Annotated in this window: 13 protein-coding genes and 1 pseudogene; 13 read left to right on the forward strand and 1 reads right to left on the reverse strand. The window is 70.9% G+C overall.

Features of this window, described 5'->3' with window-relative positions:
* Nucleotides 1-199: 199 nt before the first annotated feature.
* The 11 genes and pseudogenes from BJ992_RS34520 to BJ992_RS08335 all read left to right on the forward strand — a co-directional run.
* A pseudogene (locus BJ992_RS34520) lies at nucleotides 200-451 on the forward strand (AfsR/SARP family transcriptional regulator); the annotation flags it as partial.
* Nucleotides 452-475: 24 nt separating this feature from the next.
* Nucleotides 476-997: an AfsR/SARP family transcriptional regulator gene (locus BJ992_RS08290; RefSeq protein ID WP_246496559.1), complete on the forward strand. Its 522-nt coding sequence runs from the start codon at nucleotides 476-478 to the stop codon at nucleotides 995-997.
* Nucleotides 998-1,204: 207 nt separating this feature from the next.
* The gene (locus BJ992_RS08295; RefSeq protein WP_184979329.1) at nucleotides 1,205-1,543 is read left to right on the forward strand and encodes a hypothetical protein; all 339 of its coding nucleotides are present in this window, start codon (nucleotides 1,205-1,207) and stop codon (nucleotides 1,541-1,543) included.
* Nucleotides 1,544-1,692: 149 nt separating this feature from the next.
* A complete protein-coding gene (locus BJ992_RS08300; protein WP_343072556.1) occupies nucleotides 1,693-2,373 on the forward strand; it encodes an ABC transporter ATP-binding protein in 681 nt (226 codons plus the stop codon).
* Nucleotides 2,370-4,604 carry a permease gene (locus tag BJ992_RS08305; protein WP_184979330.1) on the forward strand — a complete coding sequence of 745 codons (2,235 nt, stop codon included), beginning with the start codon at nucleotides 2,370-2,372 and terminating at the stop codon, nucleotides 4,602-4,604. The genes BJ992_RS08300 and BJ992_RS08305 overlap by 4 nt, the downstream gene beginning before the upstream one ends.
* A gap of 52 nt (nucleotides 4,605-4,656) precedes the next feature.
* A complete protein-coding gene (locus tag BJ992_RS34195; protein ID WP_184979331.1) occupies nucleotides 4,657-6,597 on the forward strand; it encodes an acyltransferase family protein in 1,941 nt (646 codons plus the stop codon).
* Between the two features lie 39 nt (nucleotides 6,598-6,636).
* Nucleotides 6,637-7,299, forward strand: coding sequence for a DALR anticodon-binding domain-containing protein (locus tag BJ992_RS08315; protein WP_343072557.1), 663 nt, complete (start codon nucleotides 6,637-6,639; stop codon nucleotides 7,297-7,299).
* A 123-nt stretch (nucleotides 7,300-7,422) separates the two neighbouring features.
* Nucleotides 7,423-8,805 carry a diaminopimelate decarboxylase gene (lysA, locus tag BJ992_RS08320; RefSeq protein ID WP_184979332.1) on the forward strand — a complete coding sequence of 461 codons (1,383 nt, stop codon included), beginning with the start codon at nucleotides 7,423-7,425 and terminating at the stop codon, nucleotides 8,803-8,805.
* A 68-nt stretch (nucleotides 8,806-8,873) separates the two neighbouring features.
* Nucleotides 8,874-10,160 carry a homoserine dehydrogenase gene (locus BJ992_RS08325; RefSeq protein WP_184987753.1) on the forward strand — a complete coding sequence of 429 codons (1,287 nt, stop codon included), beginning with the start codon at nucleotides 8,874-8,876 and terminating at the stop codon, nucleotides 10,158-10,160.
* 59 nt (nucleotides 10,161-10,219) lie between these two features.
* Nucleotides 10,220-11,332, forward strand: coding sequence for a family 2 glycosyl transferase (locus tag BJ992_RS08330; protein WP_184979333.1), 1,113 nt, complete (start codon nucleotides 10,220-10,222; stop codon nucleotides 11,330-11,332).
* Nucleotides 11,329-13,053, forward strand: coding sequence for a glycosyltransferase (locus tag BJ992_RS08335; protein WP_184979334.1), 1,725 nt, complete (start codon nucleotides 11,329-11,331; stop codon nucleotides 13,051-13,053). Before BJ992_RS08330 ends, BJ992_RS08335 begins: the two co-directional genes overlap by 4 nt.
* A gap of 119 nt (nucleotides 13,054-13,172) precedes the next feature.
* On the opposite strand, the gene BJ992_RS08340 is transcribed toward BJ992_RS08335, so the two are convergent.
* Nucleotides 13,173-14,657 (reverse strand): glycosyltransferase, encoded by a 1,485-nt coding sequence (locus BJ992_RS08340; RefSeq protein ID WP_184979335.1) that lies wholly within the window; start codon nucleotides 14,655-14,657, stop codon nucleotides 13,173-13,175.
* Nucleotides 14,658-15,102: 445 nt separating this feature from the next.
* On the opposite strand from BJ992_RS08340, the gene thrC reads away from it, so the two are divergent.
* On the forward strand, nucleotides 15,103-16,161 hold the full coding sequence (thrC, locus tag BJ992_RS08345) for a threonine synthase (protein ID WP_184979336.1): 1,059 nt from the start codon (nucleotides 15,103-15,105) through the stop codon (nucleotides 16,159-16,161).
* 34 nt (nucleotides 16,162-16,195) lie between these two features.
* On the forward strand, nucleotides 16,196-17,113 hold the full coding sequence (thrB, locus tag BJ992_RS08350) for a homoserine kinase (protein WP_184979337.1): 918 nt from the start codon (nucleotides 16,196-16,198) through the stop codon (nucleotides 17,111-17,113).
* The last annotated feature ends 133 nt before the right edge of the window (nucleotides 17,114-17,246 follow it).

The raw sequence follows: 17,246 nt of genomic DNA on the forward strand, positions 1-17,246 counted from the left end.
TGCTCGCCGGGCCGTCTATTATGTTGTTGACGGCGCGTCGTGGCCCTCCATATAGTCGAGTCAATCTCATCAACAAACCCGAGTTGATGGCGAGGGCCCTATGTGCTCCGATCCGGGCTGCCTGCTGGGCGGCCTGCCTGATATCCGTACGCGTACACCATGTGAACGGTGGTGACCGGCTGCAGAGAAAAGGCCATCAATGATTTTTCGTTTGTCGGGACACGTCCAGGTCGAAGTCGAGGGCGTCTCGATCACGATCGAGTCGGCACCGGTCCGGGGAGTGCTCGCGGCCCTTCTGCTGGAGGAGGGGCGCTCGGTCGCCGGTGACAATCTTCTGACGTCTCTTTGGGACGACCCTCCGGAGTCGGCGCGGACGAATCTTCGCCTGTACATAGCACGATTACGCACCCAGCTGGGTCTCGTGGGTTTACGCGAGCGACTGACGACACTGCGCGGAGGAGGTGGTGGTTACCGGTTGCTGGCCGAAACCCATGAGGTCGACACGGCCTCCTTCAGGCGGCTTGCCGCTCTGGGCCTGGCCGAAATGCGCTCCGGCTCACTCCGCGCCGGAGAGTCCACCCTTGAGCGTGCGCTCTCGCTGTGGCAGGGCCCGATCGGTCAGGGATGCACCGCGTCCCTTCATCTGAAGGCTCGTTTCCACACCTTCGACGAGTTGTGGATCACCGTCCGCGAACGGCTCGTAGGCGCACGCCTCACCATGGGCCGCACGACCGATCTGATCCCGGACATCCGCGAGATCCTCGCGGTCGCCCCTTTCAGGGAGGCGGCGTGGGCGCACCTGATCCGCGCGTCCTACCTCGGCGGCGACGTGGCGGGGGCGATCCGTGCCTGGGACCAGGCCACGAGGACGTTGAGCGACGAACTCGGGCTTGACGTCTCCTCCGCCCTGCGCCAGTTGCACACCGCGGTCCTGCGGAGGGACGACGAGGCCGTCCGCCGGTTCGGCCACTTCCCGGCGGAGCGGTTCACCGCGTGACACCCCAGCAAGAAGCGCGAATCGCAGGACCGTGACGTTTCGCACCTGAAGGAGGCCGCGGGTGAACGATATCGGCCGAGGTTTTCGATATGCGTTGAGCATGCGATATCCATACACGACTACGTCAGGATCTCTCCTATCAGACATGGCCCGCCGGAGTTTCCACAGAATTCTCCGGCCCATGCACGGATAAAGGAGATATCCCCGATGAACCCACGCCCCATCGCTGTAATCCTGGGCGGCCTGCTGGCGGCGAGCGCGCTGGTCCCCGTGACCGGGGCCTTCGCGGCGACGGCGAGCATCAGTGGCAAAGTCACCGGCTGGACCGTCAGCAGTGAGACGAAGCTCAGCGTCAGGAACGAGAACGGCGCCAACGACGTTTACGGAAACTACTTCCGCACCGGCAGCTCCAGTCAGCTGAACGTCAACAACACGGGAGGCACGGGAACCGTGGTCACGACCGGCGCGGGCTCGTACATCAACCGGCACCGTGTCGGCGTGACGCGGACCGGCCCGGACGAGCTCAGCGGCTGGGTCTACAACTAGGTCTCCCCGATTCGCGAATAGACCGGCATTCGTGTCGTAGGTTTACGAACACCATACTCCGGCCGGCCGTGTGAGCTCGAATTTCGGCCGGCCGGGGGCATGGTAAGGGGAGACCGTATTTCCTATGACGAGCATGGAGGACGCAAGCTGTGATCACGGAGGACCGCGCGGCCCTGCGGATCGAGGGATTAAGGCACTCGGCGGGCGGACGCCTCGTTCTGGACGGAATAGACCTCACCGTGGAGCCGGGGAATTCGGTCGCCGTCACAGGGCCGAGCGGAAGCGGCAAGACCACGTTGCTGATGAGCGTCCTCGGTCTCGTCAAGCCGGACGAGGGGGCGATCCGGGTCGCGGGGCAGGACATCACGCGCATGCGCGGGCGGGCACTCGCGGCTCATCGCCGGACCCATCTCGGCGTGGTGTTCCAGTTCGGTGAGCTTCTCCCCGAGCTGTCACCCGTCGAGAACGTGGCGTTGGCCGCCATGCTCGCCGGGCGCGATCACAGGCGCGCGTTCGCCGCCGCCGAGGACCTCCTCGGCGAGCTCGGCGTCCCCTTGGAGGGCACCTCGACCGGTCTTCTGTCCGGCGGGGAACGCCAGCGGACCGCCGTGGCGCGGGCGTTGATCACCGAGCCGGCGGTGCTGCTGGCCGACGAGCCGACGGGATCGCTCGACCGCACCTCCCGCGAGTCGGTGGCCGACCTGCTGTTCTCCTTGCCGGCCCGGCGCGGCTGCGCGCTCGTGGTCGTGACCCACGATCCCGCGGTCGCCGACCGGGCCGACCGGCTCATGCGGCTCGACATGGGACAACTCGCCGAGGCGCACGCATGACCCCCGGCACAGACGTGCATCCAGGCCGCCGCCACCAGGGGAGGCGGCTGTCGCGGCAGCTCCTCCGCATGGGCCGGGCCGCGGGCCGGCGCGCCCCGGGCAACCGGTTGCGCTTCTTCGCGTTGCTGCTCGCGGGGAGCATGGTCACCGTGACCGTGATGGCGGCGTTGGCCATGGTCGGCGTCTATGCCGGCCGCGACGGCCGGAACGCGCATCGCAACCCTCGTCTCACCGAGGGACCCGGAGCGGTCGCCATGGTGCTGACACAGGGCGACAACGTCGGGAACCTCCCGCACGAGGTGCAGTTCGTCGAACCCCTGGAAGAGTCCGCCCCACCGCCGCCCGGTCTCCCGCGCTGGCCGGAACCCGGAGAGTTCTTCTTGTCCCCCGAGTTGCTCAGGCTCGGCTCCGGGGAGCAGATAAAGGAGCGGTACGGGCGGTACGCGGGCCTCATCGCCCCCGAAGGGCTGGGCTCGGCCGACGAGCGATTCGCCTACGCCCGACCGGCTCGCGTCGACCCGTGGGACACGCGCCGCTGGGTGAAGATCACCGGTTTCGGCACCGAGACCCCCGGGACGCTCGGCGAGGTCCTCGACGTGGCGCCCCTGGCCCAGTTCCTCACCGTGCTGCTCGTCGTCCTCGGAGGTCCCTCTGCCGCGCTCGTCGTGGTCGCCGCCCGGTCCGGTTCGACCGGCCGCGACCGGCGCAACGCGCTGCTGACCGCGCTGGGCGCCGGTTGGGGGCATCGGGCGTTGTTCACCGTGGGCGAGGCGGCGCTGCCCGTCGCCCTCGGAACGGCCGCGGGAGCACTGGCGTTCGCGGTCGTGATGATCGGCGACACCAGGCTCCCGATCACCGGGTACCTCCTCGGGGCCGAGGACATGCGGTCGATGGCTTGGGCGGTGGCCCCGGCGGCCGTGGCGTGCTTCGGCCTGGTGCTGGGGGCCGTCCTGCTGCTGCACCGGGTCGACCGGAGCGGCAGGGCGACCCGTCCCACCGTGTTCGCCCGCCCCATCCCCCGCTGGCGGCTCGCCGTGTGCGGCGGAGGGCTGGCCCTGGTCGCGGCGAGCCCGTACTGGGCCGGCCTCACCCGGTTCTTCCTCTACATGGCCGGTTCGTTGCTGCTCTGGGCCACGGTGCCCTCCGTGGTGGCCGTCCTCATCCGCCTGTTCGGCTCGCGGCTCGCCCGGCTCGGCCGTGCGCGGGGGTGGGCCGCCGCGCTCGTGGCCGGCCGCTGGATCACCGCCCGCCCCGGAGTGATCGTCAGGCTGTCGGTCGCCGTCGTCATAGGCATGGGGCTCATCACGCAGGTCCAGGTATGGACGAGCTGGCTGGGCTCGATGGGGATGGAGGCCCAGGCGGCCGAGGAGCGGGTCGGTGACAGCGTGCTGATCGTGGGGTCGCCCTCGCTCACCGACAGGCGGGTGCGTTCGTTCACCGGCGCGCTGCCCGCGGGGTACCAGGTGCTGGCCCTGGACGCGTCGCCCTCGTCCGGCCCCGGGACCGAGGAACTCCCGCCGGAGATGCGCCCGCAGGTGCTCCGCGCGCCGTGTCCGGTGCTCCGTGAGCTGAAACTCACCTGCTCCGCCTCCTCCACGCCTCTGTCCTTCCCGACGGGTGACGCTCGCCTGGACGAACTGAACCGCTGGACGGGCAACGACCGTCCACTGGAGGTGCGCGCCGCTCCTGTGGCCGCCCCTGGCGATCGGCCGCAGCGACTGGTGGTGCTCGCCGGGGCCCCGTCCCTGGGACAGGGCCAGGTGAAGAGGGCCGCCTACGCGGCGCTGGACCGCCCTTCGGTGGAACGTCTCGGCCAGATCTGGCTGGTCGGCGCGCAGACCACCGCCCGCTACGGGAACTGGACGGTCCTGTTCGCCACGGCGGGCCTCGCCGTCCTGCTGCTGGCCGTCATGATCAGCTCCGCGGCCGAGTTCCTGATCTTCGGTGCCGGCCTCGCGCCGCTGGCCGTGCAGACCGACCGTCGTGGCGTGTTCGTCCTGCTCGGCGTGTGGAACCTGTCGCTGCCGCTGGCGCTGGTCGCGGCGGCGGGCACGCTGGTGGCCCTCTGGCAGGGACAGTTCTTCATCTCGCTGACCCGGAGCGGCTCGTTCTCCTGGGGCATCCTGTTCGCCGTGGCGGTGAGCGCGGCCGCCTTCGCGGCGATCACCGGGCTTCTCGGCGGCCTGAGCGCCTCCCGTACGGCCATGCGCTGGCGTCCGCACGCCGACTGAGAGCGGGAGGGCCGGCCGATCTTCCCGTCACCGAGAAGGGAGGGAGCAGCGGGTGCCGGGGGACACGACCACCGCTGTGCCGGAGCGGATCGCGCCACTTGAGGGGGTGCGCGCGCTCGCCGTCACGGCGGTGCTCGTCTACCACCTCGGCGCGCCATGGCTACCCGGCGGCTTTCTCGGGGTCGACGTCTTCTTCGTCCTTTCCGGCTTCCTCATCACCCGGCTCCTGCTGAGAGAGCTGGACGCCACCGGCCGGATCAGCCTGACGGGGTTCTGGTCAAGGCGTGCCCGGCGGCTCCTGCCGGCGGTGCTGACACTGCTCGCCGTGGTCTCCGTGTACGCCGCCACCCGGCCCGCCGAGCAGCAGCTGCCCTTGCGCCGCGACTTGATCTCGTCTCTCCTCTATGTGACGAACTGGCAGTTCGTGATCGAGGGACGGTCCTACTTCAGCGAGTTCCAGGCCCCCTCTCCGTTGCGGCACCTGTGGTCGCTGGCCATCGAGGAACAGTTCTACCTGGTCTTCCCGATCATGGTGATGGCGGTGTTCCTGGCGATCCGGCGATTCCCCGCGCGGGGCGAGGCGCTGGTTCTCGTCTCGTCGTGCGCCGTCTTCATCGGGTCGGTGGTGTCCCTCGCCGTGCTCTTCGACGAGGCCGACCCGTCCCGCGCGTACTACAGCACCTTCACCCGGCTTCATGAACTGCTCACCGGTGCCGGTGTGGCGCTGCTCCTGCGACCGTCCGGCGGCCGGCATACGGCGTTCGCGCGACCGATGGCGCTCGCGGGTGCCGCGGCCCTGGTCGCGTGCTTCTTCCTGATCGACGACCGGGGGGCCTTCTACTACCACGGGGGGTCCGTCGCGGTCTGCGCGGCGTCCGCCGCGCTGGTGGCGGGCCTGACGATCAGTCCGGGCTCCGGAGTCACCGCATGGCTCCTGTCCCGCCGTGCGCCGGTCGCTGTCGGCGAGATCTCCTACGGCCTGTATCTCTGGCACTGGCCGGTGATCGTCGTTCTGACGCCGGAGAGCACACGCCTGACCGGCCCCCTGCTGCTTGTCACGCGAATCACGATCGCGCTCGGGGTGAGCATCGCCTCCTACCACCTCATCGAGAAGCCGATCAGGAGTGGAGTCGTCAGGGGTCACCGGCTCGATGCCAGGCGGACATTCACCCTGGCGGGGGCGACGGTCCTGGTCCTTTGCGTGACCGCCTTCGCCACAACGGTGAACGCCGAGCCCGAGCCCGGCTACGTCAAGCAGAGCGAAGGGCTCATCGTGCCCCGCGGGGCGGATCCTCGGCTGCCGGTCATCGGCCTGGTGGGTGACTCGATCGCGGCGAGTCTCCAGGAGGCCCTCGCGAAGGAGTCCGTGAAGCACGGTCACACCCTGGTCTCCGCGGCTCGGCCGGGCTGCGGCATAGGAGCGTCCCTTTTGCTCGACGAGACCGGCCACCCCTTCTCCAGCGCGGCCGTCTGCGCCGAACGCACCCCACGACTGCAGGACGAACTCGTCAGCGGCTACCACCCTCGGGTGATCCTCTGGCACAGCGTCCGTGACCGCACCGACGTACGCGTGGGCGACCGTACGCTTCGTGCTGGTTCCGCCGCCTGGCGAGAACAGAGGTTCTCGGACTGGGACGCCGCTCTCGGACGCCTGGTGCGCGGAGGCGCGCACGTTGTGCTTCTGCTCCCGGCATGGAGCCCCACAGGATCCGCCGACTCCACCTGCGGCGGGGAGTTCAACCTCGATCCTGTGGGATGCGACCGCCCGTTCGTGACGACGGAACACCTGCGCCGCTTGTACACGACATGGGCGGGAAGACACCTGGGGGATGTCACGATCATGGATCTGGGACACGAGGTCTGCCCGGCCGGCCCGCCGTGCCCGAACCGGGTCGGGGGCGAGCGGATTCGTGAGGACGAGGTGCACTTCAGCCCCTCGGGCGCGGCCATGGTGGCTCCGCGGATCATCGCCATGGCGCTGACCCGGCCCTGACCGAGGCGATCATCCGCGGGACCCGGCTACGCTTCGTGGGTGCTTGTGGGGGACCTGTCGGCATTGCTCGGGGCTGTTCCGGTGCCGTTGGGGGCATGGGAGCGCAGGGCGGCGTTCATGGTGCCCGGGGGCCGGGGCTCGGCGGAGGACGCCGCGCGGGTGGAGGGGGTCGCGGGGGCCGAGGTGCGGGCGAACGGGCTCCTGGTGATCGAGGTCGCGGTGCCGGGGGATCTGGTGCGGGAGGTCCTGTGCGCGCCGGGAGACCTCGGGGGCGGCGTGCGCGGCCCGGAGTGGGCCGACCATCCGCGTACCTGGGACAACCCCGGGTTCGTGGTGCGGTACGCGTACGTGCGGGCCGGAGCGGTGGGGCGGTGGGCCCGCGATCTCGGGGTGGAGCGGGCCGGGACCGGGGTGGGGGAGGGGTTCCCCGGCCATGCGCTGGACGGTGCGGCGGACCGGCGGGTCCTGCGCGTGCTGGGGGAGGTGTTCAGCCGGCGGGAGAAGGGTGAGGTGGGGGCGGCGTACCTGGAGCGGCTGGCGGGGGCCTACCACGACGCGTTCGAGCGTGCCTCCGCGCTGCCGCGGGGGGACGAGGCGGCGTCCGTCGTCCATGTGGCGCGGGTGGGGATGGCCCGGGCGGTGCGGCGGGTGCTGGGGGAAGGTATGGCCGCATTGGGGGTGACGCCCCCGGAGAGGATATGAAACGGTCATTCATTGGCAAAGAGGACGCCGCTGTCATCCGTGGCGTGAAGATCTTCCGGGGTGGCGTCTCGCAGGGTGGTCATCGGGCGCGGGGGGATCAGGGGGTCGGATAGCCTCGTTCGGGTGAGTCGATTCGCCCATCCTGCCGGGGACCGGCATGCCGAGGTGCTGCCGGAAGACAGGCCGCCTCAGGCTCCCAGCGATCTCAATGTGCTCATTCCCGCTATTTGGCCGCGAACGTCCGCACGGGTGGACGGGGCCGTCACGGTCGCGGGGGTGGACGTCAGGGATCTGGCGCGGGAGTACGGGACGCCGTTGTACGTCCTGGACGAGGACGATTTCCGGTCCCGGTGCCGTGACTACCGGTCGGCGTTCCCCGATGACGACGTCTACTACGCCGGCAAGGCCTTCCTGTGCAAAGAGGTGGCCCGCTGGGTCGACCAGGAAGGGCTCGGACTGGACGTGTGCAGCGGCGGCGAGCTGGCCGTCGCGCTGAGCGTCGGGTTCCCGGCCGAGCGCATCGCGCTGCACGGCAACAACAAGTCGTACGCCGAGCTTGAGCGCGCGCTGCGTGCGGGGGTCGGCCGCATCGTGGTGGACTCGTTCGACGAGATCGCCAGGGTCGGGTACATCGCCGAGCGGCTCGATGTGCGGGCCAAGGTGCAGCTGCGCATCACCACCGGCGTCGAGGCCCACACCCACGAGTTCATCGCCACCGCGCACGACGACCAGAAGTTCGGCCTGTCGCTGAACAGCGGCGCCGCGGCCGAGGCGGTGCGCCGGGTGCTGGCCCTGCCGCAGCTCGAACTGGTCGGCCTGCACTCCCACATCGGGTCCCAGATCTTCGACACGGCCGGCTTCGAGGTCGCGGCCCGCCGGCTCGCCGTCCTGCTCACCCAGATCAAGGACGAGCACGGCGTCGTGCTGCCGGAGCTCGACCTCGGCGGCGGGTACGGCATCGCGTACGTCGAGGGTGACGACGCGCCGGACATCAAGGTCGTCGCCGACTCCCTGCGCCAGATCGTGGCGCGCATCTGCACCGACGCGGGCCTGCCGGTCCCTCGTCTCACCGTGGAGCCGGGCCGCGCCATCTCAGGGCCCGGCGGCGTCACGGTGTACGAGGTCGGCACGGTCAAGGACGTCGAGGGCATCCGCTCGTACGTCAGCGTGGACGGCGGCATGAGCGACAACCTGCGCACCGCGCTGTACGGCGCCGACTACACCTGCGTGCTCGCCTCGCGGGTCAGCGACGCGCCACCGGCCTTGTCGCGGGTCGTCGGCAAGCACTGCGAGAGCGGTGACATCGTGGTCCGCGACGTGTGGCTGCCGGCCGACCTCGCGCCGGGTGACCTGCTCGCCGTCCCTGCCACCGGCGCGTACTGCCGGTCGCTGGCGCACAACTACAACTACCTGCCGAAGCCGGCGGTCGTCGCGGTCCGGGACGGCAAGGCGCGTGTGATCATGCACAGGGAGACCGAGGACGATCTGCTGAGGGGACAAGTGTGAAACCCGCCGAGACCTCCCCCGCGACCGGCCGCGGCCGGCACGAGAAGACCCGTGACCCCGACGCGCCGCTGAGGGTCGCGCTCCTCGGCTGCGGCGTCGTCGGCTCGCAGGTCGTGCGCCTGATGCACGAGCAGGCCGACGACCTCGCCGCACGCATCGGCGCGCCGCTGGAGCTCGCCGGGGTGGCGGTGCGGCGCCTCGCGCGCAAACGCGACGGCGACGTGGACCCCGCGCTGCTCACCACCGACGCCGAAGGCCTGGTGACCAGGGACGACGTCGACATCGTGATCGAGGTGATCGGCGGCATCGAGCCCGCGCGCGGCCTGATCCTGTCGGCGCTCGGCGGCGGCAAGTCGGTGGTCACCGCCAACAAGGCCCTGCTCGCCGAGGACGGCGCCACCGTGCACGGCGCGGCCAAGCGGCACGGCACCGACCTGTACTACGAGGCCAGTGTGGCGGGGGCCATCCCGCTGCTGCGTCCGCTGCGCGAGTCGCTGGCGGGTGACCGCGTGCACCGCGTGCTCGGCATCGTCAACGGCACCACCAACTACATCCTCGACAAGATGGACTCCACCGGCGCGTCGTTCACCGACGCGCTCGAGGAGGCCCAGGCCCTCGGGTACGCCGAGGCCGACCCCACGGCCGACGTCGAGGGCTTCGACGCCGCCGCCAAGGCCGCGATCCTCGCCGGGCTGGCGTTCCACAGCCGTGTGACCGCCGCCGATGTGCACCGCGAAGGCATCACCGAGATCACCGCCACCGACGTCGCCAGTGCCAAGGCCATGGGGTACGTCATCAAGCTGCTGGCGATCTGCGCGCGTTCGGACGACGGCCGCTCGGTCGGCGTGCGGGTGCACCCCGCGATGATCCCGCGCAGCCACCCGCTGGCCGGGGTGCGGGAGGCGTACAACGCGGTGTTCGTCGAGGCCGAGTCCGGCGGCCAGCTCATGTTCTACGGCAAGGGGGCCGGCGGCGCGCCGACGGCGTCCGCCGTCCTCGGCGACCTCGTCGCCGTGGCGCGCAACCGCATCGCCGGCACGCACGGCCCCCAGGAGTCCACGTACGCCGACCTGCCGGTCCACCCCATGGGGGAGACCGTCACCCGCTGCCACGTCTCCCTCGACGTGGACGACAAACCCGGTGTGCTGGCCCGCGTGGCCGACATGTTCGCCAAGCAGGACGTCTCCATCCAGACCGTGCGCCAGGAGGGCCGGGGCCAGGACGCGCAGCTCGTCCTCGTCACCCACCGGGCCACCGACGCCGCGCTGACGGCGACCATCGAAGGTCTGCGCGAGCTCGACATCGTGCGCGGCGTGCCGAGCGTCATGCGGGTGGAAGGGGATGAGACCCCCTGATCTGTACGGGACGTGTACGGTCTGTCCCGGCATGACCCTGGTTCCGGGAGGGTTGGACGTTGGCAGAGGGTGACCCCGCACCGCTCGGCTATGTACGGACGCCGGCGGCGGCACCGGCCGATCTCGCCTTCGACGGCGGCCGGCCCGTGGTGGCCGGTGAGGTCGTCGAACCGCCGCTCACCTCGGCGGACGTGGTGCGGCTCCGGCCGTACGAAGGTCTGCGGGTGCGGTGGCCCGCCGACCGGCACGCGGTGCTCGACACCGTGCTCGACACAATGCTCCGGCTCGCCGCGGCGGGGGTGCCGCTGTACGCGGACGAGGTGCCGGCGTGGGTGAAGGAAGCGGACGCCGAGCTCTCGGGTCTGCTGACGTCGTGGGGTCCCTCCCTTGCGGACCCCTCGGTGCGGTCGGTGCGTGATCTGCGGCGCGAGGAGCACAGCGTGCGGCTGCGGCGGCACGCGTCGCGTCGGCCGGTCGCGCGCTCGGTGAGCGTGGTGATGTGCAGCAAGCGGTCCTATCTGCTGGCCGGCGCGCTGGAGCAGATCGCGCGGCAGCGGCACGTGGACGTCGAGCTGCTGCTGGGGCTGCACGGGGTGACGGCCTCGCATCCTGAGGTGCGAGCGGCGCTTGCGGGCTTCCCGCGGCCGCTGACCGTCGTCGAGGCGGACGCCGCGACGCCGTTCGGGGAAGTGCTGCGGGACGTCACCGCGCGCGCCTCTGGGGACGATCTGGCCAAGTGGGACGACGACGACTGGTACTCGCCCGAGCACATCGCCGACATGGCGCTGGCGCGCGAGTACTCCGGGGCCGACATCGTGGGGACGGCGGCAGAGTTCTTCTACCTGGAGCCGCTGGACCTGACGGTGCGGCGGACCGACTACACCAGCGAGGTGTTCTCCGACCACGTGGCCGGGGGGACGATCTTCGTGTCCCGCGAGCGGTACCAGGACGTCGGGGGGTTCGAGGGGGTCGTCCGAGGGGTGGACTCCACGTTCCTCAAGAACGCGCACGCCGCCGGCGCGCGGATCTACCGTTCGCAGGGCCTCGGGTACGTGCTGCGCCGCTCACTCGCCGAGGACCACACGTGGCGCCTTCCCCTCGCGCACTTCCTGCGGGTCGCGACCAACCAGTGGCGCGGCTTCCGTCCGAGCCGGATCCTGGAAGCCTCATGACCTCTCGCGTTCTCGCCGGCTCGTCCGGCGATTCCGGTGCCGTGGCGCCTTCCGGCTCGACCGCACGTGACGCCGCCGCCGTGCCGCGGGTCCGTGGCAACGACTACACCGTGCTCGACCCGCCGGCGCTCGGCGGCTTCACCCCCACGTCGCGGGTCAGCGTGGTCATCCCCGCCTACAACGGCCAGGAGGCGCTCGATCTGGTGCTCGCGGGGCTCGCCGCGCAGACGTACCCGGCGGAGCTGACCGAGGTCGTCGTGGTGGACAACGGCAGCGATCCGGCGCTGCGCCTGCCGGAGATCCGGCCTGCCGGGACGCGGCTGATAACCTGCGCCACACCGGGACGGGCCGACGCGCGCAACGCGGGGCTCGCGGCGTCCACGGGGGACGTCGTGCACTGGCTGGACGCCGACGTGATCCCCGATCGGCATGAGGTCGAGGCGCACATGCGGTGGCACCACACCGCGCCGTACCTGGTGGTGACCGGCTATCTGCGGTTCACCACCGCCGCGTTTCCGTCCCCTGAGGTGGTGGCGTCGGCCGGGGACCTCGCGGAGCTGTTCGAGCCCGCCGAGCCGCATGAGTGGCTGGTCGAGCTGGTGAACCGCACCAACGGGCTCACCGAGGCGGCCGGGAGGGCTTTCAGCCTGCACGTGGGTGGGGCCACGTCGGTGGGGCGGGTGCTGCTCGACCGGGCCGGGCCCATGGACGTGGACCTCGTGCTGGGGCAGGACACCGAGATGGGGTACCGGCTGGGGCAGGCCGGCGCGGTGTTCGTGCCTGAGCCGCTGGCGCGCGGATATCACCTCGGTCCTTCCATGCGGATGCGGGACAAGAAGCCGATCGACCGGGTGAGTCACGCGACGGTCGCCGACCGGGTGCCGGCGTACCGGTGGTTGCGGGGGCATCCGGCGCGGCAGTGGAAGGTGCCGTACCTGGAGGTGGTGGTCGAGGCCGCCGGGTACGAGGACACGCGGGCCACGGTGGACGCGGTGCTCGCGGGGACGGTGCCTGATGTGTCGGTGCTGGTCGTGGGACCGTGGGAGGGGCTCGCCGCTGAGCGGCGTGCGCCGTTGAAGGATCCGGCGCTCGATCTGGTGCTCGTGCGGGGGCACTACGCGTATGAGGGACGGGTTCGGCTGGTCGAGTCGGCGGCGTCGCGGGGTGCGCCGTTCCGGTTGTGCCTGCCGGCGGGGTGGGTGCCGGGGGAGGACACCCTGGCGCGGCTGCTCGATCTCGCTGTGGACGACGGTCACGGGCTGGTGAGTGTGCTGCTGGCCGAGTCACCTGAGGGGCTGGTCACGGCGCGTCTGGAGCGGTGTGCCGCCTTCTCGCGAGCGTCGATCATCACGTCCGGTGATCTTGACGATGTCGTGGACGACGTCTTCGGGAGTTTGTGGATGGACGGGGAGACCTGGGGGTTCGTGCCGGCCGGGTCCGCCGCGCCGATCAAGGGTCGCCGTGCGGCTTATCGGTCGCGTCTCGAGGCCGAGGCCGAGATCGCCAGGCTGACCAAGGAGACCGAGCGGCTACGCGGCCAGATCGCCAAGTGGCGGGACGAGTCGGCCAGGTGGCGCAAGTCGGCTGTCGACCTTCGTCGCGAGGTCGGCACGTTGCGCCGCGAGATCGGCGCCTTGAAGTCCAGCCGCATCCGTACCGTCATCAAGCGCATCTCCGTACGCCTTCCCCGCCGTCCCGGGGACGCGCAACCGCTGCCGTAGCGGCCGGTCGGCCGCCGTACGGTGGCGCCGGATTCGCCGTACCGCGTCCGGCCGCGCCGGCGCCGAAAAGCGCACGGGGTGGTGCGGGAGGGGGTGGTGCCGCAGTCGGGTGGGGGTGGTCAGCGGCCTCGGAGGGGGAGGCGGAAGCGGCGGGGCTTGGGGGTGGACGAGGGGGGTGGGGTGTGCTGCTGGGGGGGTGTGGACGGCTGGGGTTGTTTCTTGGGGGGCCAGAAGGTGGTGGCGGCGTGGTGGGTGGTGCCGTGGGTTTCCTCGATGGTCTCGTCCAGGGAGCCGGAGGTGAGGGCTCTGGCGCGGTTCACGGCGTCGGTGCGTTCGAGGCGGGAGGTTCTGCCGTCGGGGTGGGTGGTGGTCAGGAGGCCGGCTCGGGTCTCGGTGACGACCTTGATCATGGACTGGAGGGTGGTCCTGGCCAGGGGGATGTCCACGGGGCCGGTGTAGCGGTAGGGGACGGGGGCCGGGTCTGAGGTGGGGGCCGTGGTGAGGTGGACCGACGGGTCGTGGCGGAAGTGTTCCTGGATGAGGCGCAGTTCCAGGGACGGGTCGCCGAGCACGGGGTGGCGGGAGTCTCCCGGCCAGGGGGCCACGAGGGTGACGCGCACGTCGGGGAGGGTGCCGGTGAGCGCGGCGGTGACGGCCTGGCGGACCTGGGGTTCGGTGGCGTGGGTCGCGTCGAGGACGACCTCGACGTACGGCACGAGCCAGCGGCGGCCGGGCTCCTTGCGCAGGTCGCGGCGCAGGGGGACACGATGGGCCAGGTAGGGGGTGACGACGCGCACGATCGTGTCGCCGTCGACGCGCTGAGCCGGCAGGCCGAGGTGCACGGCGCGCGCCTCGGGGTCGGGGACGAAGACGGCGCCGCTCATGGCGAGGCGGTACGCGAACTCGGTGTCCTGGCCCCGCCGCACCTCGGGGTCGAAACCGCCGACACGGTGGAACAGCGCACGGCGGAACGACACGGTGGGCCCGGTGCACACGTGGTACGGGTTCTTGCTGGCCCGCAGCCCGTCCAGCCGCCGTATCGTCGCCTCGGTGGAACTCGGCACGGCACGTTCCATGTCGAAGAGCGAGCCGAGGTCCCCGGCGGCGACGGCCGCGTGCACCTGGCCGGGGGTGAGCGGCGGCTCCTCGGCGAAGACCTTCCCGCCGATGGTGACCACCTGGTCGGTGAGGTGGTGCCACCGCATCAGGGCCTCGATGTGCTCACGGCAGATCACCATGTCGCCGTCCAGCCGCTGCACGACGTCACCGGACGCGGCCGCCACGCCGGTGTTCAGCGCGTGCGAGGCCCCCCAGCCGCCGGCAGGCGCGGCGACCAGCCGGGTCCCCGGCGGCCGGATCCCGGGGAGGCGCAGCGGCGGCGCGCTGCCGTCGTCCACGACGACGACCTCCATGAGCTCCGCCGGGTACGTCTGCGCGGCCAGCGACGCGAGGGTGAGGTCGAGCCGGTCCTGGTGGCCGTGCGCGGGGACGACGACGCTGACGGTCAGCGACGGCGTCCAGGCGCCGAGCGGCGGCGGGGTCAGCGGGGAGTAGTCGTTGTGGCGGATCCTCGGCCGGCCCGCGACCCCGTTGGTGTCTGCCATGGGTGGAAGATCCTCGTCTCCTTCGGCACCACGCGGCGGTTCCTTTCCCCGCCGGTCGATTAAAAATCCGGGAGATCCGCATTCCCCGTTCCCGGAGCGAGGAAACGACTCTAGCCGCACAGCCTGGGAGGTTCATGAGAGCGGTCCGTGCCGGCGGCCGGAACAGCTGCCCCGGGTCCGGCGAGATCGCCGGGCAAATGTGATTTCACCCTGTGGACAGAACGCGCGCCACGCCGTTGCGTCACCGTAGACTCGGTGTCCTGATACCGCTGTCATACGCGGTGTCCGCGAACGTCCACAGGGCCGCCGCCTTCACGGCGCTTTTTCGTCCTCATCCGAACGGCACGAAGAAGACGGTTCCCTGTGCGGCGCCGTGGCCGCCGTGACGTGCGGAACCATGACGATCCCCGTCCGTGCGAGCAGGGCCGGGGCAGGAGGAGCGGCGATGTTGACGGCGTGGCGTGGCCTGATCGAGGAGTACCGTGACCGGCTTCCCGTCACCACGACGACGCCGGTGGTCACGCTGCTGGAGGGTGGCACGCCGCTGCTCCCGGCCCGGCGCGTGTCCGCGCTCACCGGCTGCGACGTCCACCTGAAGGTCGAAGGGCTCAACCCCACCGGCAGCTTCAAGGACCGCGGCATGACGGTGGCCATCAGCAAGGCCCTGGAGGAAGGCGCCAAGGCCGTCATCTGCGCCTCCACCGGCAACACCAGCGCCTCCGCCGCGGCGTACGCCGTGCGGGCCGGCCTGACCTGCGCCGTCCTCGTGCCGCGCGGCAAGATCGCGATGGGCAAGCTGGCGCAGGCGCTCGTGCACGGCGCCAAGCTGATCCAGGTCGACGGCTCGTTCGACGACTGTCTCGACATGACGCGCAAGCTCGCGGAGAACTACCCGATCGCGCTGGTCAACTCGGTCAACCCGCACCGCCTGCAGGGTCAGAAGACCGCCGCGTTCGAGGTCGTCGACGCGCTCGGCGACGCGCCGGACATCCACTGCATACCGGTCGGCAACGCCGGCAACATCACGGCCTACTGGATGGGTTACAAGGAGTACGCCGCGGACGGCCGCGCGACCCGCGCGCCGCGCATGCTCGGCTTCCAGGCCAGCGGCGCCGCGCCGATCGTCGGCGGCGCGCCGGTGACCCATCCCCACACGATCGCCACCGCGATCCGCATCGGCAACCCCGCCTCGTGGAAGCTCGCCGAGGCCGCGCGCGACGAGTCAGGTGGCGACATCCAGGCGGTCACCGACCGGCAGATCGCCGCGGCGTACAAGCTGCTCGCGCAGGAAGAAGGCGTGTTCGTCGAGCTGGCGTCCGCGGCGAGCGTCGCGGGGCTGCTCCAGGCGCAGGAGCGCGGCATGCTGCGTCCCGGTCAGCGCGTGGTGTGCACGGTGACGGGGAACGGCCTGAAGGACCCCGACTGGGCGATCTCCGGCGCTCCGACGCCGCTGACCATCCCGGTGGACGCCTTCGCCGCGGCGAGCGCGCTCGAACTGGCCTGACGCCGAACGGCATCTTCTCCGCGGAGGGAAACGCATGGCAACAAGCCCGTCCGTCGTCGTCCGTGTGCCCGCGACCAGCGCGAACCTCGGCCCGGGGTTCGATTCCCTCGGCCTCGCGCTCGGTCTGTACGACGAGGTGGAGGCCGCGCTCGGCGACGCCGTCGAGGTGGAGATCGAAGGTGAGGGGGCCGGGGAGCTCGACACCGGCGAGGGCCATCTCATCGTCCGCGTGATGCGGGCCGCGTTCGACCGGGCCGGGGTGCCGCAGCCCAAGGGGGTGCGGCTGCGCTGCCGCAACCGTGTCCCGCACGCGCGTGGCCTCGGCTCTTCGTCCGCGGCGATCTGCGCGGGGCTGCTCGCGGCCCGCGCACTGGCGGCTCCCGGGCTGTCCGATGACGACGTGTACGCGCTGGCCACCGAGATCGAAGGTCATCCGGACAACGTCGCGCCGTGTCTGTTTGGGGGGCTTACTATCGCGTGGACTGACTTGTCCGGATTGCCGGGTAAGCTGGTCCTGAGCCCGCACGAAAGCGTTCACCCGCTGGTGTTCGTGCCGAGAACCCGGCTGTCCACAGAGGAGGCGCGCGGGCTTCTGCCGAAGGAAGTGCCGCACGCCGATGCGGCGGCCAACGCCGGACGCGCCGCCCTGCTCATCGCAGCGCTCACACAGCGGCCGGAGAGCAGGGTGCTCCTCACCGCCACCGAAGACCGCCTGCACCAGGCTTATCGCGCACCCGCCATGCCGCGGACCGCGGAGCTGGTGGGACGGTTGCGGGAAGCGGGGGTGCCCGCCGTCGTGTCGGGTGCGGGACCGACCGTCCTCGCGTTCACGACAGCGGAAGCACGTGATTCGCTTGATTCGATCGCGTCAGATGTGGGTAGTGACTGGCATATCCAGCCATTGAACGTCGACCGTTCCGGTGCGCGCGTTCAGTTTCCCGAGACACGCTGATGCATCTTCGACCTTCAAGGAATAGCAGTGTGCGCTGGTGATGTTAGGCTGATAGCCGCACCAGATGCCCCCGTTGCGGGTGCGTGCTTGTCAGCCATACATCGCCGCGTGGCGCCCCGTGCCGTAAGGCCCG

The organism is Sphaerisporangium rubeum (genome assembly GCF_014207705.1).
GTDB lineage: Bacteria > Actinomycetota > Actinomycetes > Streptosporangiales > Streptosporangiaceae > Sphaerisporangium > Sphaerisporangium rubeum.